The sequence below is a fragment of the Rhodococcus baikonurensis genome (assembly GCF_040489275.1).
Lineage (GTDB): Bacteria > Actinomycetota > Actinomycetes > Mycobacteriales > Mycobacteriaceae > Rhodococcus_F > Rhodococcus_F baikonurensis.
On sequence record NZ_JBEUOQ010000007.1, the window covers coordinates 305,746 to 325,894 of the forward strand.

Sequence of the window (20,149 nt, forward strand, 5' to 3'; positions counted from 1 at the left end):
AGTCACCTCCTTAGAATGCGGCTGAAAGCGCATCGAATTCGTCGAACGAGTTGGCGTCGACAGGCTCTTCGAACGCCGGGTCGACAGCCTTTTGCGTCGAAACTCGCGATCCGAACGTGAGCAATGCCCAGCGCGCTAGGGTTGCGGCGACCAGCGGGGCAATGACGGCGTCCGCCTGCGTATTCCACGCCCAATCGCCGCGGGGAAGAGTGCGTTTGACGGCATTCTCGAGCGCGTTCGTCATTACAGGTTGTTCCGTATGGCTGAGAACCGCGGAGACCGAATCGTCGTAGAAGCCACCGCAGGCGGTAACCATCTGATTCGCCGTCGTCTTGATCAGTTCAACCTCGGCATCGAGCAGCAATGGCTCGAGTACCGCGGCCGGCGACTTGCCATCCGTCACCAACGCGCAGGGATCCCAGGCCGTGATGACGTCGAGCAGGAAATCGACGACTTCCGCGTTCGATCCCGAGCGGAAGTAGCCGACTTCAACGTGAATTCGGCCGTCCGTCGTGCGTTGCGCCGCGGCGATCGACCACCACTGACGATCGAGTGAGCGATCCATTCCCAGTCCGATAGGACCGATCAGGTCCGGAGCTGCATCGCCCATCGCGAACCACTCCTGTTCGGAGATGACCGACCAAGTTTCGAATTCGACATCAACCGGCCAGTCACCTCGGCCGAGCGCCTCGACGTCGAAACCCTTGCGGCCCGCCTCCGTCGCGAGCGTCTTCATGATCTTGAGGATCTTCTCGGCGGTTTGGATCACTCCATACGACGGATTGCAGTACTGCCAGGTCGCCTCGTCCTCGCGGTCCATATCCTCGGGCGCCATGTACTCCATGAAGTACAGACCGTCGTCATGTGCGAGGCCACGCTTCCGAACCGACGCCAGCACAGCGCCATTCGGATGCTCATCCTTGTTGACCGCCGACGACGCGTAGATGGTCTGCGGATTCTCGGCCGCCATCTGCACGAACGACATCGCCGACAGCTCGCCGTCAGTGAGGTTGTACGCCTCGTCGTAGATGATCAGGTCGACCTTGGTCAACCCTCGGCCAGTGTCATTCGATCGCGTGCCGAATGAGATCGACTCGCCCGTCGCCAGCTCGATGACACCCTCACCCTGTGAGCAGGTCGAGCGGACAACGCGATTGCGTAGCCAGGCTCGTGATTTGACGATCTGCATCATGCGTTTCCACGCATCGCGCGCCGTCTTCCAGCGCTGCGCCGTGTAGATGATCGTCTCACTAAGCTTGAACAGGCCGTAGATGCAGCGCTGAATCAGGATCTCGGACTTGCCGTTCTGACGGGGAACGATCAGGCAGCAATCCGGGTGCGTCCACCGACCCTCAGGTGTCGTCGACAAGATCGCATGCTGCGACATTTTCTGCCATGGCATCGACTTCGCTCCGGCGCGGCGCGACAGCTCGATCGCCTTCTCGCCGTGACTGATGTCGCCGGTGAAGAGTGACAGATGGTGCGGCTCCTGCCGCCCCGTCAGAGTCGGAAAGTCCTCACAGATCAGCGAGGCCGTCATAATTGTCAGCCTCCGTCTTCGTGCCCTTCTGTCGGCCGATCTCGACGAGCATCTGCCGCAGAACGGCGGCCAACTGGCGCGCCTCCTGCAATCCGGAGTCGATCTTGACTTCGAGCACATCGCCATCGCCGCGCGTCGGCGCCAAACGGAACCACAGATCCTCATCGCCAGAATTGAGTCGATGAAGAAGGTCGAGGCGATCTTTGATTCGCGCCGCTTCGAGGATCATCACCGTCAACGAGTACGGATCCAGCTCGTCATAGAGGGAATCGAAAAGTCGGCGGCCGGCGTCGCACAATTCATCGGCCTGATCCACCCCGCCACCCCCAATTTGCACGCAGCGTTTCGGACCCCTGTAAAAAAAGTTCCAGACTACCGAGGCCAGTCAGGAGACCCCCACCCCCTGAATAATTTCGGGGGCGGGGTTCGCCGAGGTCAGACTTCGATCCATGCGGGCAGTCCAGCGACCGGAGAGGGTGAATGCGCGCCAGTGACGGCGGGCCGAACCTCATCCCTTTCGCCGTCGCCCCGTTCGCGATTGCAGCGCTTGTGAAGCAGTCGATCCGCGAGCATTCCTCCGTGCGAGCGGGGAAGGCTGTGATCCGCTTCGAGCCCGTTATGGTCCCAATTCAGCGACGCATCGAGATACATGGCATTGCCGCACCAAAAGCAGGTCGAGCCATCGACATGTCGATCAAGCAGTCGACGACGCTGCTGTTGATGCATCCATCCAAGTCCCCGTTCAGTCGTGTTGGCTGATGTCACATCGGGAACAACGAGCCTTGCTGGCTGCCTGCCCTGCGCTGTGACGGGAAGATTCGACCGATACCGGGCAAGCGAACGCTCTCGTTCGCATTGCTTGCACCGCTTGAAGCGGGTACCTCGGTGCCTGTTGTAGTAGAACTCGGAGGCTGGCTTCACATTTGCGCATGATGCGCAGACCTGAACACCGGCTACTATCGTTGTCATGTCGACTCCTTCACAGTCGGCAATGCCCCAGAGGGAATGCAATCCTTCTGGGGCACTTATTGTTTGAGGCATTCAGTTCCTGCCTCGAATCAGGGCCAAGCCATCGCCCGATGTCCGAGCGCTTCCAGGTCGACCTTCGCCTCGGCGACGGGGACCCCCGTCAGTGCAGGTCTGAGATGGTCTCGCGACCCCTCTCCCCGCTCCCTGTTGCAGGTGCCATGAAGAAGGCGATCCGCCTTGGTTCCGCCATGAGCCCTCGCTCGCGAGTGATCGGCATGCAGTGATTCGCCATCGCGATTCCTCGCCGCATCTCGGTACATCGGCACGCCACACCACCAGCACGCCGACCCATCGACATGCGATCGAATGAGTCGTTCACGTTGCTTCTGATGTGACCAACCAAGTCCGCGTTCAGTTGTCGACTTGGCTGTTGCCATCAGCCTCTCGCTTCGATCTGCGCCTTCACTCGGGCTCGCTGCTCGTTCAACCGGTCGACCGCGTCGGAGTTGCCCATGCGAGTAGCTCGTCCGATGAGTACGTCAACGTCGAAGGGCTGGTCTTTAAGACTCGGCATCGTTGGCCTCCTCGATCTTGACGAGCAGCTGCCTCACCACATCGGCGTGTGCCTTGGCCTTCGATGGATGCTTGGCATTGGCGCCACATGGATGCGCGGCCACCCACTCACCACCGGGCGTCTGCGACAGGTCGATCTTCTCGGCGTCGTAGAAGTCTTCGGGATTCGGCGTGGGCCAGGTTCCGTCGTCAGCCTTGGTGATGTGGATGCCGAGGTCGTGGGCTTGGCCGTCGGGTGTGGGAACCCAGCGGACTTCCTCGCATTCAGGGTGGTGTCGCCATCCTCGCGAATGTAGGTATGCCGCAAGACGTGTGGGCTGCTTGATCTCGAACCGTGTCGGCTCTGCCTTCTTCGCTGCACCGAGGTCGTACTCGGGCAGGTGGACGACGGCCAGTTCGTCGGAGAGCGCCTTGACTTCGGGGTCCACTTTGGCGAGGGCGGTCTGATCGGCGATAGCACCGGTGAGTTGTTCACGCAGCCAGTCGGCATGCTTCGGTGAAGTCCACACCCCGGGGTTGTTCGGGTCCTCGACGTAGCCGGGTGGCCGTCCGTTGTTGAACCGAACTTCCTTGATGACCTCTTTGCCGTCTTCGCGTTCAGTCACCAAGGCCTCCACATCATGCAGATTCGGGTCAGGGTCCACTTGATCAGCGCGAGGCTCGGCATCAGATCACCCAGAACTCAATGAGTGCCCACAGGATTCGGATCGCTTCAATCAGGTCGAAGATCATCGGAACTTCCTGCCATTCCATGCTCGATCTGCAAGACGTACAGCGAGATTCACCACGTACGTGATCCACAAGACGTAAGCGAAAAGCAGCACCACCAGCGCTACCTCGATCGGCCAGTGGGCGACCAGGATCGCCAGCGGGATGAGCGTCAATACGGCGGCGATCACAAGCGCCGGCCTTGTGTCATGCCGAATCATGGCAACCTCCTGTGAAGTTGAGCCCCGGACGTGCGCTGGCAAGCGTCATCGGTCCGGGGTTGCTGCACCATCCTCAAAAGGGAGCGCCGTCGTCTCACGGTCCGGCGCGGTGTGCAGCAAGTTGATTCCACCCAGGCAGAGGCTCGGCGAAAACACCGCCATAGTGAGCCGCTTGGATTCCGCTATCCCCGCAATTCGCAGACGGGGCGGTGACTGAACCTGGATGGAAGATTGTGCGCGTTGAGCTCGCCGTGCCGAGTCGCAATGACTGCAAGGCGTTTTGTCGGCGACGATCCAGACGCGCCCCTGGACGACAAAGGCGCGAGGTGGACTTCCATCCACTACTCGCGCCAACGCGCCTAGCGTAACACGCGAGGTGCGGCTAAGGAATCGCCCACTCCGCCTGGTAGTCCGGATGATCCAAGTAGATGGCTGCAAGATTCAAGATCACGTCACATGGGGCTGATTCATACATCGCATCGTGAGCGTCGCAAGGATCTTGGTCGATGCCATGTTCTGCCATGATCGCCCGCTTTGCCGCTACCTCGCGGAGGACTCGGGCAGGGTCATGACGGCGGGAATGGACTAACTCATTAGATCTCACCTCGCCTTTCGCGTTCGGCCACGCATACCCGAACCCGTTCACGTCATCAAAATATGTTGCCCTGGCTATTGCTTCGTCTTCAGTTAGTCGCGCTTCAAGGAACTCCACGATCGTCATGCCGCCACCCTCCTGGCTCGAACCGGCACATCCATGTGTTTGTCCAGCACTTCACCCATTAAGAACACTTCCGCTCTCGACAGCACTCCACACCACTTGGCCACGATATGCCCGCCCTTCCGAAGCGCGTCAACCCGATTGGCTGTCAGTCCGCGATACTCCGGGTACTGCCGCGCCAACAGTTCGGCGACCTGGACGATGCCGGCGCGGTGCAGCATCCGGGCTCGTACGCGCTCGAGCACTTCATCCTTCTCGTGGACAGGCACCGGATCTTCGGCCGGGATGTCGACTGTCGCCCAGCAGCGATCCATCACCTTGCTGATGTCGACGTATGCGGTGTCGGCACCTTCGGTCATCGCGAGCGAGATAATGTTTCGCCGCAGCCACCGCGCCAACCCGAGCACCGATTCCTGATAGCCGGACGGGAGGCGATTTTCGCTCTCGCGGAGTGGGCCCACAAAGTCGAAGTCGTGCGTGAACCCAGTCGGCATGTATGAGATCCCGCGTGATTCGCAGACGTGCCGAGCCCAACCTGCCAGCTCGTTGAACAGTAGGTCGATCGCGTTGCTTGCGCCGAGATTGAACGGCAAGGGCTGCTCATCGGTACCCGATGCGATTTTCATGCCGCCCTTGCCGATCCGATCCTGTCGATAGGTCGTGACTGCGAGGTCCTCCGCGAGTGAAGGGATTTTCTTCAGCAGATCCAGTAGAGCTTTCTGATCAACTCTCAGTAGGTAGAAGTGATCCGCTTCGGTCGTCCCAACGCTCATGGTCACACCTTCCCAACAGTCCGCAACTCTGGTGCGATTCTACCACATATCACACCTAGTTGCATTGCGCCACAACATGTTTCACCAGAGTCGCACAACTCGCACCTTCAGTCGGCCGCATACGGTGCACCACTTCTTCTGCTGCATCTTCTGCCCATCCGGCTTTCCATTGGCCTCGTAGTTGTAGACGTCGATCAGCGTCCCGTTCTCCCACTTGCCCCACTTGTGCAGATGCATCACTTGACCCTCCTTGTCGGCCCGTACGCAGTCCTTCGTGTTTTCGCTGGATCTCGAACCCACATCGGCGGGGTCACATTCGGTTTCGCGGCAGGGTTGACCTTCGGCGACTGCGGCTTCCTCGGCGACATCACATTCAGCACCGCCTGCACGCACTCCTCCATTGGAATCCCACTCGACTCCGACAACTCACTCGCGAAGGCGTGCGCGTGCTCGTATGCCTCCGTCTGCAGCCACGCCGGCGGTTTACCGCCAGGCCACTCCGCTACCCCACTCGGTCGCTCGATCGTGAACGAGACCGAGAACTCCTTCGGCACGACGGTCATCTCAAATTGATCGACACCCTCCGACGTGGAGGTGAATCGCGGTACGCCGACCATCTCGTACGGACGCCCGTCGATGTAGAGAACTCCAGACGGTGCGCAGTGCACGCCGGCGCCCATATCTACCCACTTGCTCATCACTTCGCCTCACTGTCATGCACGTAGCAGCCGAGGAACTGGCAGTCGTCGGGATCGTCCACGCGGCGATATGTCCGCTTGCCCACCAGGAGCGTCGGTGGAGTGCGGGGCAGGTCCACAGTGAACCGCTGGCCGTGGGGCTCGAGGAACACGGCCTTCACCCAACCGCTCACGTTTTCACCATCCGGAGTGGCTGCGATCCGCAATCCTTCGATCTTCTCGACGCACTCTTCCAACTGATACGTCATCTCACCGGGCCTGCATCCGAGCGCCCTGCTGATTGCCTGCTGCCAGTCGATTGCGCTCCGTTCCAGCGCCATCACTCACCGCCCGGGGTGAACAGGACGAAGACTCCGTGTTTGTAGACACGAAAGATTGCCGCCGATGGGATGGTTTGTTCGCCGTCGCCCCGGTCGGATGGGTCCAGTTCGAGCCACTCTTTCCCTACCCGTTCGAACACCGTTCCGGGGCTTTGATTCCCATGGAGTAACGCCCGGATCAGGCTCCCTAACGGCAGTGCCATTAACTCGACTGTGCTGTTCACCATGCGAGGCTTCGACCAACCAGCAGCCTCCACCTGCTCCACCAACATTTTCGCTGCGTCCGGGCCAAGCCAGCCCCACAGTTTCATCAGCACCGCGGCCAGTTCGTCCCTCGCGGGTGTGGCCTGTGATCGGATCTCACTCACAACGACTCCTCAGAAGGCTTAGCGTGCTCGGGATGGTCGAACAGTTCCTCGGCGTAGCAATCAACTTGGGATCGGCCAGTCATCCGGGACTTGATGTAGGCGGCTGACCAGCATTCCTCACATGCGCTCATTGCTGTTCCCCTTCCAAAGCTGCGCGGAGTTGTGAGGTGTAGATGTACGTGACGCCCCAGTCGTCAGGCACGGACTTCTCGGCCGCTTCAAGTGCCGTAATCACCCTGGCGATCGTGGACTTTAGGTCTTCGACTTCGATCTCGGCGTTCTCGGCGCGGTCCATCCAGCCCATGACAGTTTCGCGCCATGCTGCGATCGTTTCGGGATCGTCGTCACGCCCCATGCGGGATAGTGTGTTTCGGACCTTGCGGTGCGTGATGTCGGCTTCGAGTTCCCTGACCTTCGTCGCCAACTCCGCTATCCGCCCGTTGGTGTGCTGCTCCACCACCAACGCGAGGTGCGCGGGATGACTGTCGCCAGTCCAGCCGCATTCGCAGGTTTGGCGGCCGAACCGTCCGTAGTCGCCTTCCCGGTGCGCTGCGATGAGGTCGGTCAACCCCGGATCAGACGCGTCAGTCATCATCGTTCACCTTCATCTCCTTGCCGTTCTTGAAAACTCGCACCGACTGGCCCGCCTTCGAGACGTACACAGTTATGGCCTGCTTGCTTTTTCGTTTCCCATTGGGTGCGATCGTGAGGACGTGTGAGCCGTGGAATGTTGAGGTGCGTTCCACTTCGAGTGGCCCCCATTTGAAGCCGAAGCGGGTCGGTTCGACGATGCTGGACTTCCCCGGATCAGGCGCGGTCACCACTGCTTCAACGCTCTGTCGATGGCATCCTGATCGCGGTCCAGGTATGCAGTGAGCGGATCGGCGGCGTAGGTCAAGACCAGTTCATGCGCCTTGGTGATCATGCTCGGCTCGATGTACTCACGACTGGAACTGAGCGCGCCGATGTAGACGAACAGGACACCGCCGTCAGTGACCTCGTGAGGTAGCGCGTAGATCAGGCAGTCCACAAAAGAGGATTTCGGGTTGATGTGACCTGATGCGAGCCAGATGGATTCGGGTTCGGCTACGGTCCAGGGCATCTGACGGGCGAGTGCGATTGCTACCGGATCAGGCGCGGTCACGACGACACCTCGGGAAGTTCAATGCCCAGCTCATCGGCTATCTGTCCGACGACGTGACCGACGTAAGCGGGCGTGAGGATCGGCGCTGCAATGCACCAATCCCTATCGATGATTTCGCAGGGAAAGCCAGTCTCACGCTCAGCCTCGCGAATCAGAATGCAATCGATCGATACCCTGCCTGCGTCGGTAGCGGTCACGACGACACCTCGGTGATAGTCGTTCCATCAGGCACCGTGATGTGGATTGCGGGGTCTTCCTCGCGATCAGGGCGCTTCCCGAACCGGATGGGCCATTCGCACGGGCGGTCAGTGTTCTCGACCGAGAGTGTCCATTCGGAATCGCTACCAGCCTTGCAGTATTCGGCGCGGACGATCAGGCTATCGCCGTGCTTCGGATCGACGAGCAATCCCGTCCACGGGCCATAAGTGTTGAACTCTTCGCTGATTGCACCTTCGAATTCCACGAGGTCATCAGACGCTCCGTAGATGGTGACGGTACTTGTGTTGGCGTTCATGGTGTTTCCAATTCTCGGATTGTGGGGCAGGGGTGAGGGACGATGGCGTATCCGTGTTCGTTGTCTCCGCAGCCTTCGCACATCCCGAACTCGTCGGGCGTGTGTAGTGCTTGGACTCGCTCGACAGCCGCAACCAGGCCAACGGCGATGGTTATCAGCTCCCACGGTGTCGAGGGCCCGATGCTGATCCCGAATGATCGGACGAGGTCCATCTGCTTGCGAATCTCCGACAGGCGCGCTTTCGTGTGCTCAACATCCAGGCTCATGCGTGACCTGCTTCGGTTTCGGTGGGGGCAGGGACAACCGGCGAGGAGGCAGGCCAAACGTAGGCCGGTCCGTCTTGGTCATGCGCGGTGTGATCGCCGTCGTGACCGTTCGTCAGCGAGCAGCCCCAGCCCTCGATCTCGGACGGGCAACGCGTTTGGGCGTGTTCGTCGAGGATCTCAGATACCTGGCGAACCCAATCGGGCACACCCTCCGCCTTCGTCTCCTCCTTGGCGGGTTCGGTAGGGGCGGGAGTGGTTGCTTGAACTAGGGCCCGGACCTCACCAAGGAGGGTGGCCCACAAGTCCCCGAACCCTTGGCGCTCATATTCGGCGTCGAAGTCTTTGTCGTTCTTCCCGAGGTCAGTCCACAGGTCCAGAGTCATCCACGATTGAACCGCCTTCGCGGTGTGCGAACGCTGCACGACGACGAGGTCGCTGCCGTCACGGACTGCTGCGGGTTCGGTTGCCACACCACGTTTCACCAACTCACGATCGATGTACCAGCGCGCCTTCTCCAAGTCCTGGATTGCCGAGCCCTTGAGGTCTGCCCGCCAGATGTACTTGACGGCGTTGCCGAGGTTGAACCCCATGTGCTCGGTGATTTGAATGCACTCCACGCCCGAAGGATGTTCGGTGTAGTGCGCCGGGCGGTTCACGGGATCGATCATTTCGTGCTCCATTCGATTTCGAGCCAGAGTGCGGGTGGTCGGCCTTTGACGGCTGGGTGGATGACGGGCATCGCTTTGGTCATGAGGTCTGGTGTGTCGTCGGCGGTGAGTCCGTGGTCGACGAGTCCGTCGCAGCAGGCCTTGAGGACGGGGACGAGGTTGTCGGCGTCTCGTTTGCGGTTTGCCTTCGGTCGGTAGCAGAGCGTGACGGTTGCGTGCGCTAGGCCTGTGGGCACGCTGGCGGCTTTTGCGAGCCGTGCGGTACTCGTCCTAACCCCTGCCGTGATTCGGGCCTTCACGGCCCAATGCTGGCGATCATTCATCGACAGCGGCGGCTTCGAGTACGGCAGATCGATGCGCGCGATCATGATTGCGCCTTCGCTGCCCGATACTTCTGGATGCCCCAGGCGATCGCGTAGCAGGCCATCAGGAAGTGGAAGTCCCAATCGCGGAGATCCCACTCCCACGTGTCCGAGAACTCCCATCTCTCAGAGGAGTCCACGTCGGTGAAACTCCAGCGAGCGAGTGCGTCGCGGGTCAGGGATTCGTCGCCGAGGGTGAACTCGTCGAGCACCTCCTCGCGCAGTGACCGCCAGGCAGGCGCGGCCGCGTCGGACATCCAGTGCCGCTGCTCGAGGAACGCTTCGACGATCCGAGACTTGGCCTTGTCGGCCTCGTAGACGCGAGTCTGGACACTGCGGTTGGTGATCTTCTCTGCCCAGTAATGCGGGTTGATCCGTCCGCGGTCCATCGCGAAGAACCCGAACATGTCGTGCTCACGGGAGAACGTGAACGAGTCGAGGTCACCGTCGATGCACAGGTGCCCCGGCCAGGTGACGAGATCCCAGTGCATCATCGAGGTTCCGGGCTGGGCGAACCGGACGTGCCGGTACACGCCATCCTCGTGAAGGATCGTCATCTCATGCTCGGCGGTATCGCGATCGAACCATTCCTTGGGCGTCATGGCGCGTGTCATGCTGCACCGCCGAGAACGCAAACCCCTGTGGATAACTCAGATGCCGGCAAGCGAAGCGCCGGCGAATCCCCCACACCCCGAGCAAATTTCGGTCGTTTCTCGCACGCGTCTCTTACGTAAGAAGAAGAGATTTCTCTTGAGTAGTTATCTACGTAAGTCCGTACGTTCGTACGTAGGGTAGTGCCATTGTCAAACTGGAATGGCAAATCGAGTTTTGCCATCGTTTTGCCATCGGTTTTGCCATATGGCAAAAGTGCCTTCAGTTTCCCCATTTTGCTTCCGCTCCCTTCTTGCCTGCTGCGCTTCGTGTGTCGTGTAATGCCTGCTGAGCGAACCCAACGACGTTCCGGTTGCCGTAGTTCTTGATCCGAAATCCCCCGCCGGGAACCACTTCCCAAAGCCCACAAATGACCAGCAGTTTCGCTTCGCCTGGCGTGCAGTGAATGAACGGAAGGGCCGCTTTTTTGATGAGCCCATCTGTGCCGTTTCCGGCCGAGTAGAGGTAGGAACAGACGTAAACGAACGCTGCGCCCTTGCCTTTCGGGCTCTCGCTCAGGAGGTCGAGGATCTTGTCGTGCGTCGGAAGGTTGGTGTCCGACCGCGCCCATGGGAGTCCCACTAGCTGCCTTTCGTGGCCGCATGCTTGTTGCTGTGGGCACCGAAGTCTCGGCCTCCCGCGATAGCCCACCGCTCGTCCGTTTTGATGGCCCACGCGAGGCACTCCTCGCGGACAGGGCATTCGAAGCAGATCGCGCGGGCGGGGAAGCTCGCTTCGCGACGCGCCTTCTTGTTGTGGACCTGGTTCGGGAACCACAGCTCAGGATCGTGATCGCGACACTTGGCACGTGCGCGCCAATCGATGTCGTCACTCATGTGAATAGCTCCTGTGCATAAGCCGGGCCGCCACCACCTCGGCGGCGGCCCGGATCTGTTGCGGGGTTGGGGATCAGGCGGGCTGCTCGGATTCCAGGAATGTGATCAGTGCGACCGCCTCATCGGCAGCGAGATCATCGGCGCTCTCGAAGTCACGGCCGTACTGCTTCTTGAGCCAGGCGAGCTTCTTTTCCTTCGTGTCGCATCCGTCCTTGTCGAGCAGTCGCGCGAGTGTCAGCTGCTGCTCATTGCTGGCCATCTCGACGGCATCGGTAACGTCTGCCGGCGCAGGCTCGTCGGCTGGAGTCGGGCTCGGTTCAACCTCAGACGCAAGACCGAGAGCTTCCTCGAGCCCAGATCCGCCGCGCTTGGTGGTGGGCACGCGCTCCGATGTGACGGACGTCGATTCTCCGTCGATGATCTGGACGGCATCCTCGAGCACCATGCCTGAGAAGTCGTTCGGGTACGCCTTGCGCCACGCTGCGGCCTCCGCACACTTGGCAAGTTGGTTGGCAGGCATCTTCGCCCACATTGAGTTCGGGTGCTGCTGGCCGTCTTTGGAGTACGTCTGCACGTACTCGCCGTACATCGCTACGGATGCGTACTTGACGCCGTTCTTGACGACGACGTACTTCGCGGCGAGCGGTGGACGATTCGGGTCGAGCCAGACGTCATCCCATCCGCCGTCGGCGCCGCGCCAGAACGGACCCTCGACCGCGATGTCGTCACCGGCGATGCGCGCCAGGCGATGTCCGGTCACTCGGTAGCCGTCGATCCCCGTCTGGATCGTGTACTTCATGACCCATTCTTCGTCTTGGCGCTTCGCGCGCTCGTTCCATACCTTGATCTTCGTTCGGCGTCCGAGCATGTAGATCTGCTTCGCGAACGGATCGAGCCCGGTGCGCTTCGCCTGGTGGAAGAACAGGTCGAGGTCACCCTTCGGCGCATCCTCGATGCCTAGCTGCCGGAGTGCCGCGACCTGTGCATCGGTGAACGACGACTGCGCGGGGTCGATGACGAGATCGGTTGCGTTGCCGCGTACTGCGAGTTCATTAGTCATGCGGAGAGCCTTTCGATTGCTGCGATGTCTGTTTTCTTGTCTGCGTAAAGCGCGATCGAGCCGCCCCGAGCGGGTTGTCGACGCGCGATATGTTCGTGAACCTCAGCGCCGTCGATGTGCCGAATCACCTCGGCATGCTGTGCGAGGCCCATCTCGTTCAACACTTTCGACTTGAGTCCCACTCGGCGGGCCTCCAATGCTTCGAAGTCCCTATCCACCTGGAGGAACTCAGCGGCAAGGCTCGGGGTGAGCTGAACTGTCGTTCCATCGATCTTGGGATTCAGTCGACGCACGGTCTCGTAGGTGCTGATCGAGTCGTCGAGGTCCGGTGCCACACCGTTGGCCAGGCTGTCGTTCCACTTTTGGACGGCTGCCAGGATCGCGGCAGCGACGTGAGCCTTGTACTCGATGTGGTATATCTTCGGCTTGCCGTACTGCGGCCACAGAACGAGATCCGCCGGATCGAGCCACCCGGAAACCATCTGCTGGAAGATGATCTGCGCCTCGTAATCGATTGGCACTATGCCTGTTCCGTCGTCGCCGTATTCGTAGATGTCGCGGGCAGTCTTCTTCTCGACCACACGTCTGTGAGTTCCACGCGAGGCGCGGGCATCGATCGTTGCCGCGTTGCCGAAAGGCAGGGCTATGTCGGTGTACTGCACCTCGCCCGGAGACAGCCGCCAGCCCGGGTTACGCAGTTTCCAGTACTCCCCCGCCGCCAGCTCGGCTGCATGGCCGTAGTCGAAATCATCCTGCTGCGCCTTACCGATCTGCTCGGGTTCGAGGTTGCCGGCCATCTCATGCCAGAGCGTGTACTGGGACTTGAATCGTGAGATGCCGAGGATGGACGGGATCTTCGACGCGGTGATCAGCTTCAGCCACTCGGGCGATCCGGGCTCAGCCTTGTCGGTGACGATCCGCGAGGTCACTGCGCCACCCCCGCTTCCGCGCCGAGGGACTTGATCCGATCCGGCTTGAAACCGGACCAGTGCGCGACCTCCCCATCAGCTTCGACAATCACGACGGGCGCCGAGAAGTATCCGAGATCGATCGCCTTCTGACGGGCGTCCGCATCGACGGTGATGTCGACGACGTCGTATTCGATGCCATGCTTGTCGAAATGCGTCTTCGTGAAATCGCACTGGACGCAATCAGGTTTGGTGAGGACAGTGACGTTCATCGTCGGCTCCAATCGATCATGAGGTTGTCGGGGTGAGTGGCCCAGATGTTGGCGCCGTACTGGACGTGCACGAGCTGTCGGCCGCCCCTGTCGACGCTGCGGATGATTCCGGGCTCGGTTTCGAGAGTTGCTGGGTGCGTGTAGATCACAGGCTTGCCGATGCACACGATGGCTTCGTTGAGTTTCATTCCTCCACCGCCTGCGATCGGGCGTGCTCGTTGAGGTCTCGGCGGTCGAGGGTGTCGCCGTAGCAGCCGGCGGGACGGCAGACTGACGAGCGGACCATCGAGCAGGTTCCGCACTGCCAGGTGTTGAGTGAGGAGTTCATTGGTGGCCCTGATCTTTCGCGATGTCGTAGTGGTGATCGGCGAGGTCGAACAGTCCCGGTTCGGTGTCGTACCAATCGTCTCGGGTGACGGGATCCTGCAGCGGGTCAAAGGGGCTCATGCGTCGACCGCCCTCGACGCCAGAGCGAGTAGGCGCTCGAATGTGATGCGCCGGAACTCGTCACGAGCGTGCAGAGCAGGCCCGTCGTAGCTGTGCCAGTTCGAAAGTCGTTCGAGTTCGCGAGTCAGTTCCTCATCGCGCTTAGCGATTTCGCGGATTGCTTCGGCGATCGAGCCAACAGTGGACCTGGTGTCGCTCATCGGACACCGCCGATGGGCGCGATCGAGTAGAGCCAGACCATCGCGACCGTGAACGCGGCGGCACCCACAATGCAGACCAGGTAGACCCACCACGCGACCTCCGGGGCCTCGATGATCGTCTGCTCGGCACGACGCTTGCCGACGTACTGAGGCTCGACACGCTGCGGCCGAAGCTCCCAGAAGTCGGCGATCTTCGAGTCAGTTGCGTTGTCTGGCGGGGTGTTTTGGGTATGCGTCATCGCAAAATGTCCTTCGCAGGAGAAATGGGAGTGTGGGAAGTCTGGGCCGGTGGCGTCGGGTTGCCGGCCATCGGGACCGGCACGGTCCTACAGTGGTGACGCCACCGGAGTCATTGGGCTACATCGGGACGATGTGCAGCTCGTCGCCATAAGCGGAATCTGTTCCACCGCCGACGTACTCGAAGCGGAAGAATCCGCCATACTCACGATCGGACTGCTGGGCAGGCTTCACGCGATCGAGAGTCTCGATCGGGAGGCCCTTGAAAGTGAGGGTCATGCCGCTGCCCTCGTCACGCCCTCGTAGTGACCAATCCAGATGCGGTCGAAGAGTTCTCGATCAGCTTGCGTGTAGGCATAGACCTCGCGCACGGTTCCATTGGGCAGTTCCTGGTACGCACGACCCGGAGCCTCGCCGTGCTCGGCCACGTACAAGCCCTTCAGTCTCTTGCCGAATCCAGACGCTTTCGCCGAGATCATGTCTGACGCGAGACCCCGCGACTTGAGATAGTCGCTGACATAGAGAGGAATGCTTGCCGGGTCGAGCTCGGGAGTCTCACCCAGTCCGCGCGCGAGGACGATGCGCGCCTTCGCTTCGAGGTGCTTGTCGTCGATGATGCCCTTGAAAGATGCGATCAGCTGAGCCTGGGCAGTAGCGCGGGTGACAATCATGTCAAGCTGATCGACGGTCGCCCTCGGGTTGATTGCGCCGCCGTCGTGCCAGTACGAATCGAGAACGTCGGCGGACTCAGACTGATACAGGGTCAGTAAGGGGCGAGCGGCCTCGTTGATCTTGTTTTCTTGGATCGTGGCCAGCCACATCGTGAGTGTGCGTCGGTTGACGGTGATCATCTCGCGAGACTTTCCGTCCGCGCCAACCGTGGTGATACGACCACAGTTGGCCCATGCCGCCGATCGAAGTCGCCGAAGCTGGCTTGAGTAGTCAATGCCGAGTTGTTCGACGATCGGACGGAAGACGATCCACAGGTCGTCGTCGGCACGATGTGCTTCGATCAGTTCCCCATGAAACGGGATCCGCTCAACGCCAGTGTCGATCGCTTGAATGGTTGCGAGAGCGCTCATGCTGTTACTCCAAGCTCTTGTGCGATTTCCGTGATCAACTTCAGGTCTTCCAGATCGAATGCGACGATCTTGATGTCATCGCCACGGCCAGCGATCGTGATGTACGCGCCCTCGTTGGGGATTGCCTGGGTCACGTAGATAGTTCCGTCGATGACGTTTGCCTGGTCAGCACGCTTGTCGATGCGACTCGGTTCGACGGGATCGTGCGGAGCTTGACTGTGTGTCGTAGTATCAGACATCAGATTCCTTTTCGTGAGGGTGATCGATTGGCCGTCATCTGTTCGCGCAGATGGCGGCTTTTTCATGCGGTGCGCCGGAGCCTTTGAGGGTTGACGCCAGATCGCCAAGCGATCGCGTCGGACGGAAGAATCAGCCACCGACTCTTGCGGCTTCCGGTCTGCCTGGCCTTGAGTTCGCCTCGCTGGCAAGCAATCACGACTGCGTCGTATGACGGACTGGTGTACGTGCCCGGCCCCTGCCAGCCGAGCAGGTGCGCAATCTGCTTCGGGGTCTGCGGAATCTCGGCGTTCATGCCGCGCTCCGAGTGAGGGCGTCTGATGTCGGGATGAGTTGTTCGAAAGGAACGTCGAGTGCGATCGCGATCAGTACGATCTGATCGAGGCCAAACGAGACCTGCCCGTTCAGTCGACGCTTCAGGGTCGATGTGGGGATGCCGGTGGCGTCTGACAGAGATTCAATGGTCGCGCCGGCTGCCTTTTTGGCGTCTCGCACGGCCGCTGCGGTGAGTTCGTTGATTGGGACCATGTGGACTAGATTAAGGACCATACGGACCACATGTCAAGCATGGAATTACGCGCCTTGGTCCGTACGGGACAAAGAAGTTTCTTTTCGGTCCTAAATGTAGTCTAATGTGACCTATGGATATAGAACAGCTGAACAGGATGATCGGCGACGAGATTCGAGCAGCTCGCGCGCGTATGAACCTCAGCAGGGAAGCGTTGGCCACGAAGACGGGCCTGAGTTCAAAGACTATCCAGCGCCTTGAGAATGGTGAGCGTCCCGCGGACATGGCTCAAATGGGGGCGATCTGTGAAGTCTTCGGCGAGCAGATACCTGAGTTGCTAGGTCGCGCTATTGCAAGACTGGATCAATAGCTTCCAGTCCAACTGGAGAGCGTGAGCGATCACCACGATCTCGGACACCGAGAACTCACGCTCTCCAAGGATCTGCTGCCGCACCTGTCGCGCCGATCGCTTTGTCAGCCTCGCAACGCGCTCGAGACTGATGGATCGATCAACAACTACTGCTCGGTGCAGCTCCGCCTCAATTGTCATTTACTCCGCCTTTGGATCTTCCCTACCATTCGAACCTCGAACAGTTCGAACATATGTTCGCACACAACGGCGACATCGGTCCGCTATTGGTCCGTTTCTTGAAAGGAGTCGTCGATGGCAACCATCAAGTCGTACGACACGAAGTCGGGCCTGCGGTACAAGGTTCGGTACATGAAGCCAGACGGCTCCCAAGGATCCAAAGCAGGCTTTCCTAGCAAGCCTGCGGCCGAGAGTTTCGCCAATCGCATCGAGGTCAGGAAGCTCGACGGCGAGTTCGTGGACCCGAAGCACGGGAAGCTGACAATCGAATCTTTGGCGCAACCGTGGCTCGACACCAAGAAGGCGAAGCTGAAGGCCTCGGCCTACAAGCCGCTCGAATCGGCGTGGAGGGTTCACGTAAAGCCCGAGTGGGGAACCGTGCGAATTGCGGACATCGAAGTCACGATGGTTGAGGACTGGATCACGGACCTAGTCACCGATCAGAGAGACCCAGCCAATCCGGAAGTGATCATCAAGAAGGCCGCGAGCGCGACGACGGTGATCCGTGCGCACGCTGTTCTGTCCGGTTTGCTCGACCGGGCGGTCCGAGACCGGAAGATCCTCGCGAACAAGGCTCGCGATGTAGACAACCTCCCGCGGAAAGTTGCGAAGCGGAAGATCTATCTGACACACGCTCAAGTCGCCTCACTGGCCGATAGTGCCGGGGAATGGTCGACCCTCGTCCTGTTCCTGGCGTACTGCGGCCTCCGATGGGGTGAGGCTATCGGACTGCAAGTTGGCGACCTCGACCTTCTGCGCCGGCGCGTGAGCGTCAACCGGAACGCCGTAGAGGTTGGATCGGAGATCGTCGTGGGGACGCCGAAGTCGAACAAGCCCCGCTCGATCCCCATCCCCGCATTCCTCGTCGACGAGCTCTCGAAGCAGTGCGTCGGGAAGGGTCGCGAGGCGCTGGTCTTCTCGGGACCGGACGGCGATTTCATGCGCAGGCCGAAGACGCCACGCGGGTGGTTCATCCGAGCCGTAGAGGCTGCAGAGCTCCCGACGATCACTCCGCACGACCTTCGGCACACCGCGGCGTCACTGGCGATCTCAGCGGGCGCAAACGTGAAGGCTGTGCAAAGGATGCTCGGTCACGAGTCCGCGGCGCTCACTTTGGACGTGTACGCAGAACTGTTTGACGACGATCTGGACACCGTCGCGAGCGCACTGGACCGGGCTCGACTGGCCGTCATCAATTCGTAGGCTGTCCGAAAACTGTCCGCTCTCGCTGAGCCCACGCTGATTTGCGGCACAAAAAAGCCCCTCACCTGCACTCGCAGATGAGGGGTTTTTGTGGGCGCGGAGGGTTTCGAACCCCCGACCGCTGGTGTGTAAAACCAGAGCTCTACCACTGAGCTACACGCCCGAACTCCCGGTGAGACCCTCACCGGGAGTGCTCTAAGACTCTAGCGCGGCAAGCGCGTTTGCCCAAAGTCCGTGGTCACGAGCTTCTCCGGGGCCGTTCATCTCGGCAAAACGAATGATTCCGTCTTTGTCGATGACGAAGGTGCCACGATTGGCGAAGCCCAACTTGTCGTTGAACACCTCGTACTTCTGAGCGACTTCACCGTGCGGCCAGAAGTCCGACAGCAAGGGAAATGTGTACCCCTGCTCGGCCGACCAGATTTTGTGCGTCGGCGAAGCACCGACAGAAATCGCGAGAATGGCAGTGTCGTCGTTCTCGAACTTCGGAAGCTCGTCACGGACCTTGCAGAGTTCCCCCTGACAAGTCCCGGTGAAGGCCAACGGATAGAAGACCAACAGAACATTCTTCTTACCGCGGAAATCTGCGAGCGAAACTTCCTGGTTGTTCTGATCCTTCAAGGTGAAATCCGGTGCCTGGGCACCAACTTCGAGAGGCATGTGCGATTCCTTGGGAAAGTGCGGAAAGGACCGGGTCAGCGCTTGTTGGCTGGACGAGCCTTCGGCTGAACCAGTCGACTTCCCGACCAGTCACCGAGGTTGGCTGCCGATGTCTGCGTCAGGCCGGCAGTCGGCGCCGATTCGGCGATCTCGCTGGGCTCGACATGTCCGTCGAGACCGGTCTTGGGAGTGAGAACCCACACGAAGCCTTCGTCGGCGAGGGGCCCGATGGCATCCATCAGGGCGTCCACCAGGTCACCGTCCTCGTCGCGCCACCACAGCAGCACGACGTCGATGACCTCGTCGGAATCCTCGTCGAGCATTTCCCCGCCGATGGTTTCCTCAACCGCGGCACGAATGCCGTCGTCGGTATCCTCATCCCAGCCCAGTTCCTGCACCACCATGTCAGTGGTAATCCCGAGTTTCTGAGCGTAGTTCTGGGCATCCGCCGCGGCGACCACGGTGGGGTCCTCCTTTTGTTGATGGTGTGTGGCGACCCCGCACACCTACCGTTTGACGATCAATTAGGGAAAGCGAACATGGTCTGAGGCGTTAGCGCAAGCCGACCACGCCGAAAACTTTCACCAAAGATCGTCTTCTGACACACGCCGAACCTTACGCCTGCGGATTACCGCAGGTCACAGGGATCCACATTCATCGAAGATCGACTTGCGAATCGAATTGCTCGTATCGCTGATCGAATTGATTTCATCCGCCGAATGATCACTCTCGATGACGACGGCAGATGAACGCAGGTTCGCGGCCAATTCGTCGAACAGTCCGGAAAGTTGCGCCGGAAGTTCACTCGAGACCGAGTCGAACCACGAGGCGGTATCGCGTGCGGACGAAGCAGCGGCGCCGGCTTCAGCCCTCAGATCCGTCTCACCGTGATTTCCGGCGTCGACGTAGGCATTGAACGCGACAACGTCGTCCTTCGATCGAGAGACCGCTTCCTCACAGATCGCGAAAGCCGCCTCCGCCGCATCTGCCGCCGCTTTCGACGAGGACGCCGCGGCCACCGAGACACTCACCTCGGATCGGTATGCAGCCACTTGCGCTTCATTCGGTACCGCCGATCCGGTCACCGCCGCCGAGCACCCCACGATCACTGACAGTCCCACTGCGATCGATCCGATCGAAACCCACGCCCCGACCCTGCCGTAATTGATTTCTTTGTTTATTTTTTCCCACCCCTTCATACGTTCCGATCGATCCCCCAAGCCTGTGACTACGGGGAACCATCACACCCCTGCGTCACGCCGAAAAACGCTACCCGAGAGTAACCAGAGGCGAGGTGTGCCGGACCGACCGGGATGGTGAAAGATGAGGTACGCGCCATATTCACGATGGAAGTGCGTCGGACCTAACAAGGCCTCGATCACCTATGTAAGGACGCCCCACCACGCGTCCCCAAACC

Annotated in this window: 41 protein-coding genes and 1 tRNA gene; 3 read left to right on the top strand and 39 right to left on the bottom strand. The window is 60.3% G+C overall.

Translation table 11 applies throughout. The annotated features are described in order from the left end of the window. Positions 1–10: 10 nt before the first annotated feature. Both ABWI03_RS18735 and ABWI03_RS18740 read right to left on the bottom strand, forming a co-directional pair. Positions 11–1,540 carry a terminase large subunit domain-containing protein gene (locus ABWI03_RS18735; RefSeq protein ID WP_353798808.1) on the bottom strand — a complete coding sequence of 510 codons (1,530 nt, stop codon included), beginning with the start codon at positions 1,538–1,540 and terminating at the stop codon, positions 11–13. Continuing rightward, positions 1,518–1,856: a hypothetical protein gene (locus ABWI03_RS18740; RefSeq protein WP_228232127.1), complete on the bottom strand. Its 339-nt coding sequence runs from the start codon at positions 1,854–1,856 to the stop codon at positions 1,518–1,520. Before ABWI03_RS18740 ends, ABWI03_RS18735 begins: the two co-directional genes overlap by 23 nt. Positions 1,857–2,020: 164 nt before the next feature. Between ABWI03_RS18740 and ABWI03_RS18745 the strand changes: the two genes are divergently transcribed. Beyond that, positions 2,021–2,299, top strand: coding sequence for a hypothetical protein (locus ABWI03_RS18745; protein ID WP_351645887.1), 279 nt, complete (start codon positions 2,021–2,023; stop codon positions 2,297–2,299). Positions 2,300–2,945: 646 nt separating this feature from the next. Here the strand turns inward: ABWI03_RS18745 and ABWI03_RS18750 are convergent. The 33 genes from ABWI03_RS18750 to ABWI03_RS18910 all read right to left on the bottom strand — a co-directional run bounded on the left by ABWI03_RS18750 (position 2,946) and on the right by ABWI03_RS18910 (position 16,300). Beyond that, complete coding sequence (locus ABWI03_RS18750; protein WP_353798807.1) at positions 2,946–3,083, bottom strand: hypothetical protein; 138 nt, start codon at positions 3,081–3,083, stop codon at positions 2,946–2,948. After that, the gene (locus tag ABWI03_RS18755) at positions 3,070–3,687 is read right to left on the bottom strand and encodes a hypothetical protein (RefSeq protein WP_353798806.1); all 618 of its coding nucleotides are present in this window, start codon (positions 3,685–3,687) and stop codon (positions 3,070–3,072) included. Before ABWI03_RS18755 ends, ABWI03_RS18750 begins: the two co-directional genes overlap by 14 nt. A gap of 123 nt (positions 3,688–3,810) precedes the next feature. After that, entirely contained in the window at positions 3,811–4,011 is a 201-nt protein-coding gene (locus ABWI03_RS18760) for a hypothetical protein (RefSeq protein WP_353798805.1), read from the bottom strand. 382 nt (positions 4,012–4,393) lie between these two features. Beyond that, entirely contained in the window at positions 4,394–4,732 is a 339-nt protein-coding gene (locus ABWI03_RS18765; RefSeq protein WP_353798804.1) for a DUF6221 family protein, read from the bottom strand. Then, positions 4,729–5,502, bottom strand: a complete 774-nt coding sequence (locus tag ABWI03_RS18770) for a hypothetical protein (protein WP_353798803.1) — start codon at positions 5,500–5,502, stop codon at positions 4,729–4,731. Before ABWI03_RS18770 ends, ABWI03_RS18765 begins: the two co-directional genes overlap by 4 nt. Positions 5,503–5,583: 81 nt before the next feature. After that, complete coding sequence (locus ABWI03_RS18775) at positions 5,584–5,739, bottom strand: hypothetical protein (protein WP_351646862.1); 156 nt, start codon at positions 5,737–5,739, stop codon at positions 5,584–5,586. Further along, positions 5,739–6,200, bottom strand: a complete 462-nt coding sequence (locus tag ABWI03_RS18780; RefSeq protein WP_351646864.1) for a hypothetical protein — start codon at positions 6,198–6,200, stop codon at positions 5,739–5,741. Before ABWI03_RS18780 ends, ABWI03_RS18775 begins: the two co-directional genes overlap by 1 nt. Continuing rightward, a complete protein-coding gene (locus ABWI03_RS18785; RefSeq protein ID WP_351646866.1) occupies positions 6,200–6,520 on the bottom strand; it encodes a hypothetical protein in 321 nt (106 codons plus the stop codon). The genes ABWI03_RS18780 and ABWI03_RS18785 overlap by 1 nt, the downstream gene beginning before the upstream one ends. Next, a complete protein-coding gene (locus tag ABWI03_RS18790; protein WP_353798802.1) occupies positions 6,520–6,888 on the bottom strand; it encodes a hypothetical protein in 369 nt (122 codons plus the stop codon). Before ABWI03_RS18790 ends, ABWI03_RS18785 begins: the two co-directional genes overlap by 1 nt. A gap of 127 nt (positions 6,889–7,015) precedes the next feature. Then, positions 7,016–7,480, bottom strand: coding sequence for a hypothetical protein (locus ABWI03_RS18795; protein WP_353798801.1), 465 nt, complete (start codon positions 7,478–7,480; stop codon positions 7,016–7,018). Next, the gene (locus tag ABWI03_RS18800; RefSeq protein WP_353802308.1) at positions 7,473–7,712 is read right to left on the bottom strand and encodes a hypothetical protein; all 240 of its coding nucleotides are present in this window, start codon (positions 7,710–7,712) and stop codon (positions 7,473–7,475) included. The genes ABWI03_RS18795 and ABWI03_RS18800 overlap by 8 nt, the downstream gene beginning before the upstream one ends. Next, complete coding sequence (locus tag ABWI03_RS18805) at positions 7,706–8,032, bottom strand: hypothetical protein (RefSeq protein ID WP_353798799.1); 327 nt, start codon at positions 8,030–8,032, stop codon at positions 7,706–7,708. The genes ABWI03_RS18800 and ABWI03_RS18805 overlap by 7 nt, the downstream gene beginning before the upstream one ends. Next, positions 8,029–8,229: a hypothetical protein gene (locus ABWI03_RS18810; protein WP_353798798.1), complete on the bottom strand. Its 201-nt coding sequence runs from the start codon at positions 8,227–8,229 to the stop codon at positions 8,029–8,031. Before ABWI03_RS18810 ends, ABWI03_RS18805 begins: the two co-directional genes overlap by 4 nt. After that, on the bottom strand, positions 8,226–8,546 hold the full coding sequence (locus ABWI03_RS18815) for a hypothetical protein (RefSeq protein WP_353798797.1): 321 nt from the start codon (positions 8,544–8,546) through the stop codon (positions 8,226–8,228). The genes ABWI03_RS18810 and ABWI03_RS18815 overlap by 4 nt, the downstream gene beginning before the upstream one ends. Continuing rightward, positions 8,543–8,812 carry a hypothetical protein gene (locus ABWI03_RS18820; protein WP_353798796.1) on the bottom strand — a complete coding sequence of 90 codons (270 nt, stop codon included), beginning with the start codon at positions 8,810–8,812 and terminating at the stop codon, positions 8,543–8,545. The genes ABWI03_RS18815 and ABWI03_RS18820 overlap by 4 nt, the downstream gene beginning before the upstream one ends. Further along, complete coding sequence (locus ABWI03_RS18825) at positions 8,809–9,480, bottom strand: DUF3310 domain-containing protein (protein ID WP_353798795.1); 672 nt, start codon at positions 9,478–9,480, stop codon at positions 8,809–8,811. The genes ABWI03_RS18820 and ABWI03_RS18825 overlap by 4 nt, the downstream gene beginning before the upstream one ends. Then, the gene (locus ABWI03_RS18830) at positions 9,477–9,848 is read right to left on the bottom strand and encodes a RusA family crossover junction endodeoxyribonuclease (RefSeq protein WP_353798794.1); all 372 of its coding nucleotides are present in this window, start codon (positions 9,846–9,848) and stop codon (positions 9,477–9,479) included. The genes ABWI03_RS18825 and ABWI03_RS18830 overlap by 4 nt, the downstream gene beginning before the upstream one ends. Beyond that, positions 9,845–10,456 carry a hypothetical protein gene (locus tag ABWI03_RS18835; RefSeq protein WP_353798793.1) on the bottom strand — a complete coding sequence of 204 codons (612 nt, stop codon included), beginning with the start codon at positions 10,454–10,456 and terminating at the stop codon, positions 9,845–9,847. The genes ABWI03_RS18830 and ABWI03_RS18835 overlap by 4 nt, the downstream gene beginning before the upstream one ends. A gap of 259 nt (positions 10,457–10,715) precedes the next feature. Further along, positions 10,716–11,075, bottom strand: coding sequence for a hypothetical protein (locus ABWI03_RS18840; RefSeq protein ID WP_317826254.1), 360 nt, complete (start codon positions 11,073–11,075; stop codon positions 10,716–10,718). Then, positions 11,075–11,329: a WhiB family transcriptional regulator gene (locus tag ABWI03_RS18845; protein ID WP_095971184.1), complete on the bottom strand. Its 255-nt coding sequence runs from the start codon at positions 11,327–11,329 to the stop codon at positions 11,075–11,077. The genes ABWI03_RS18840 and ABWI03_RS18845 overlap by 1 nt, the downstream gene beginning before the upstream one ends. 73 nt (positions 11,330–11,402) lie before the next feature. Next, the gene (locus ABWI03_RS18850) at positions 11,403–12,389 is read right to left on the bottom strand and encodes a recombinase RecT (protein WP_351646214.1); all 987 of its coding nucleotides are present in this window, start codon (positions 12,387–12,389) and stop codon (positions 11,403–11,405) included. Further along, positions 12,386–13,318, bottom strand: a complete 933-nt coding sequence (locus ABWI03_RS18855) for a YqaJ viral recombinase family protein (RefSeq protein WP_353798792.1) — start codon at positions 13,316–13,318, stop codon at positions 12,386–12,388. Before ABWI03_RS18855 ends, ABWI03_RS18850 begins: the two co-directional genes overlap by 4 nt. Continuing rightward, positions 13,315–13,569, bottom strand: a complete 255-nt coding sequence (locus tag ABWI03_RS18860; protein ID WP_353798791.1) for a glutaredoxin domain-containing protein — start codon at positions 13,567–13,569, stop codon at positions 13,315–13,317. The genes ABWI03_RS18855 and ABWI03_RS18860 overlap by 4 nt, the downstream gene beginning before the upstream one ends. Further along, positions 13,566–13,757: a hypothetical protein gene (locus ABWI03_RS18865; RefSeq protein WP_353798790.1), complete on the bottom strand. Its 192-nt coding sequence runs from the start codon at positions 13,755–13,757 to the stop codon at positions 13,566–13,568. The genes ABWI03_RS18860 and ABWI03_RS18865 overlap by 4 nt, the downstream gene beginning before the upstream one ends. Continuing rightward, a complete protein-coding gene (locus ABWI03_RS18870; RefSeq protein ID WP_350491709.1) occupies positions 13,754–13,897 on the bottom strand; it encodes a hypothetical protein in 144 nt (47 codons plus the stop codon). The genes ABWI03_RS18865 and ABWI03_RS18870 overlap by 4 nt, the downstream gene beginning before the upstream one ends. Further along, complete coding sequence (locus ABWI03_RS18875) at positions 13,894–14,016, bottom strand: hypothetical protein (RefSeq protein WP_353798789.1); 123 nt, start codon at positions 14,014–14,016, stop codon at positions 13,894–13,896. Before ABWI03_RS18875 ends, ABWI03_RS18870 begins: the two co-directional genes overlap by 4 nt. Beyond that, the gene (locus ABWI03_RS18880) at positions 14,013–14,216 is read right to left on the bottom strand and encodes a hypothetical protein (protein WP_350491710.1); all 204 of its coding nucleotides are present in this window, start codon (positions 14,214–14,216) and stop codon (positions 14,013–14,015) included. The genes ABWI03_RS18875 and ABWI03_RS18880 overlap by 4 nt, the downstream gene beginning before the upstream one ends. Then, entirely contained in the window at positions 14,213–14,455 is a 243-nt protein-coding gene (locus ABWI03_RS18885; protein WP_353798788.1) for a hypothetical protein, read from the bottom strand. Before ABWI03_RS18885 ends, ABWI03_RS18880 begins: the two co-directional genes overlap by 4 nt. A 118-nt stretch (positions 14,456–14,573) precedes the next feature. After that, positions 14,574–14,732, bottom strand: coding sequence for a hypothetical protein (locus ABWI03_RS18890; protein ID WP_351644531.1), 159 nt, complete (start codon positions 14,730–14,732; stop codon positions 14,574–14,576). Then, the gene (locus ABWI03_RS18895; protein ID WP_353798787.1) at positions 14,729–15,535 is read right to left on the bottom strand and encodes a phage antirepressor N-terminal domain-containing protein; all 807 of its coding nucleotides are present in this window, start codon (positions 15,533–15,535) and stop codon (positions 14,729–14,731) included. Before ABWI03_RS18895 ends, ABWI03_RS18890 begins: the two co-directional genes overlap by 4 nt. Continuing rightward, positions 15,532–15,774, bottom strand: coding sequence for a hypothetical protein (locus ABWI03_RS18900; protein WP_353798786.1), 243 nt, complete (start codon positions 15,772–15,774; stop codon positions 15,532–15,534). Before ABWI03_RS18900 ends, ABWI03_RS18895 begins: the two co-directional genes overlap by 4 nt. Before the next feature lie 62 nt (positions 15,775–15,836). Then, positions 15,837–16,067 (bottom strand): hypothetical protein, encoded by a 231-nt coding sequence (locus ABWI03_RS18905; RefSeq protein ID WP_353798785.1) that lies wholly within the window; start codon positions 16,065–16,067, stop codon positions 15,837–15,839. Continuing rightward, positions 16,064–16,300: a helix-turn-helix domain-containing protein gene (locus ABWI03_RS18910; protein ID WP_204855952.1), complete on the bottom strand. Its 237-nt coding sequence runs from the start codon at positions 16,298–16,300 to the stop codon at positions 16,064–16,066. Before ABWI03_RS18910 ends, ABWI03_RS18905 begins: the two co-directional genes overlap by 4 nt. Before the next feature lie 137 nt (positions 16,301–16,437). Between ABWI03_RS18910 and ABWI03_RS18915 the strand changes: the two genes are divergently transcribed. After that, on the top strand, positions 16,438–16,650 hold the full coding sequence (locus ABWI03_RS18915; RefSeq protein WP_353802425.1) for a helix-turn-helix domain-containing protein: 213 nt from the start codon (positions 16,438–16,440) through the stop codon (positions 16,648–16,650). Between the two features lie 294 nt (positions 16,651–16,944). After that, the gene (locus tag ABWI03_RS18920) at positions 16,945–18,072 is read left to right on the top strand and encodes a tyrosine-type recombinase/integrase (RefSeq protein ID WP_351644541.1); all 1,128 of its coding nucleotides are present in this window, start codon (positions 16,945–16,947) and stop codon (positions 18,070–18,072) included. A 91-nt stretch (positions 18,073–18,163) separates the two neighbouring features. Here ABWI03_RS18920 and ABWI03_RS18925 read toward each other — a convergent pair. From ABWI03_RS18925 to ABWI03_RS18940, 4 genes are all read right to left on the bottom strand, one after another. Next, positions 18,164–18,235: transfer RNA gene (locus tag ABWI03_RS18925), tRNA-Val, on the bottom strand. 32 nt (positions 18,236–18,267) lie between these two features. Next, a complete protein-coding gene (locus ABWI03_RS18930; RefSeq protein WP_003941619.1) occupies positions 18,268–18,732 on the bottom strand; it encodes a peroxiredoxin in 465 nt (154 codons plus the stop codon). A gap of 35 nt (positions 18,733–18,767) precedes the next feature. Further along, on the bottom strand, positions 18,768–19,193 hold the full coding sequence (locus ABWI03_RS18935) for a DUF3052 domain-containing protein (protein WP_003941575.1): 426 nt from the start codon (positions 19,191–19,193) through the stop codon (positions 18,768–18,770). A gap of 177 nt (positions 19,194–19,370) precedes the next feature. Then, entirely contained in the window at positions 19,371–19,784 is a 414-nt protein-coding gene (locus ABWI03_RS18940; RefSeq protein WP_298773378.1) for an Rv2240c family protein, read from the bottom strand. Positions 19,785–20,149: the final 365 nt, after the last annotated feature.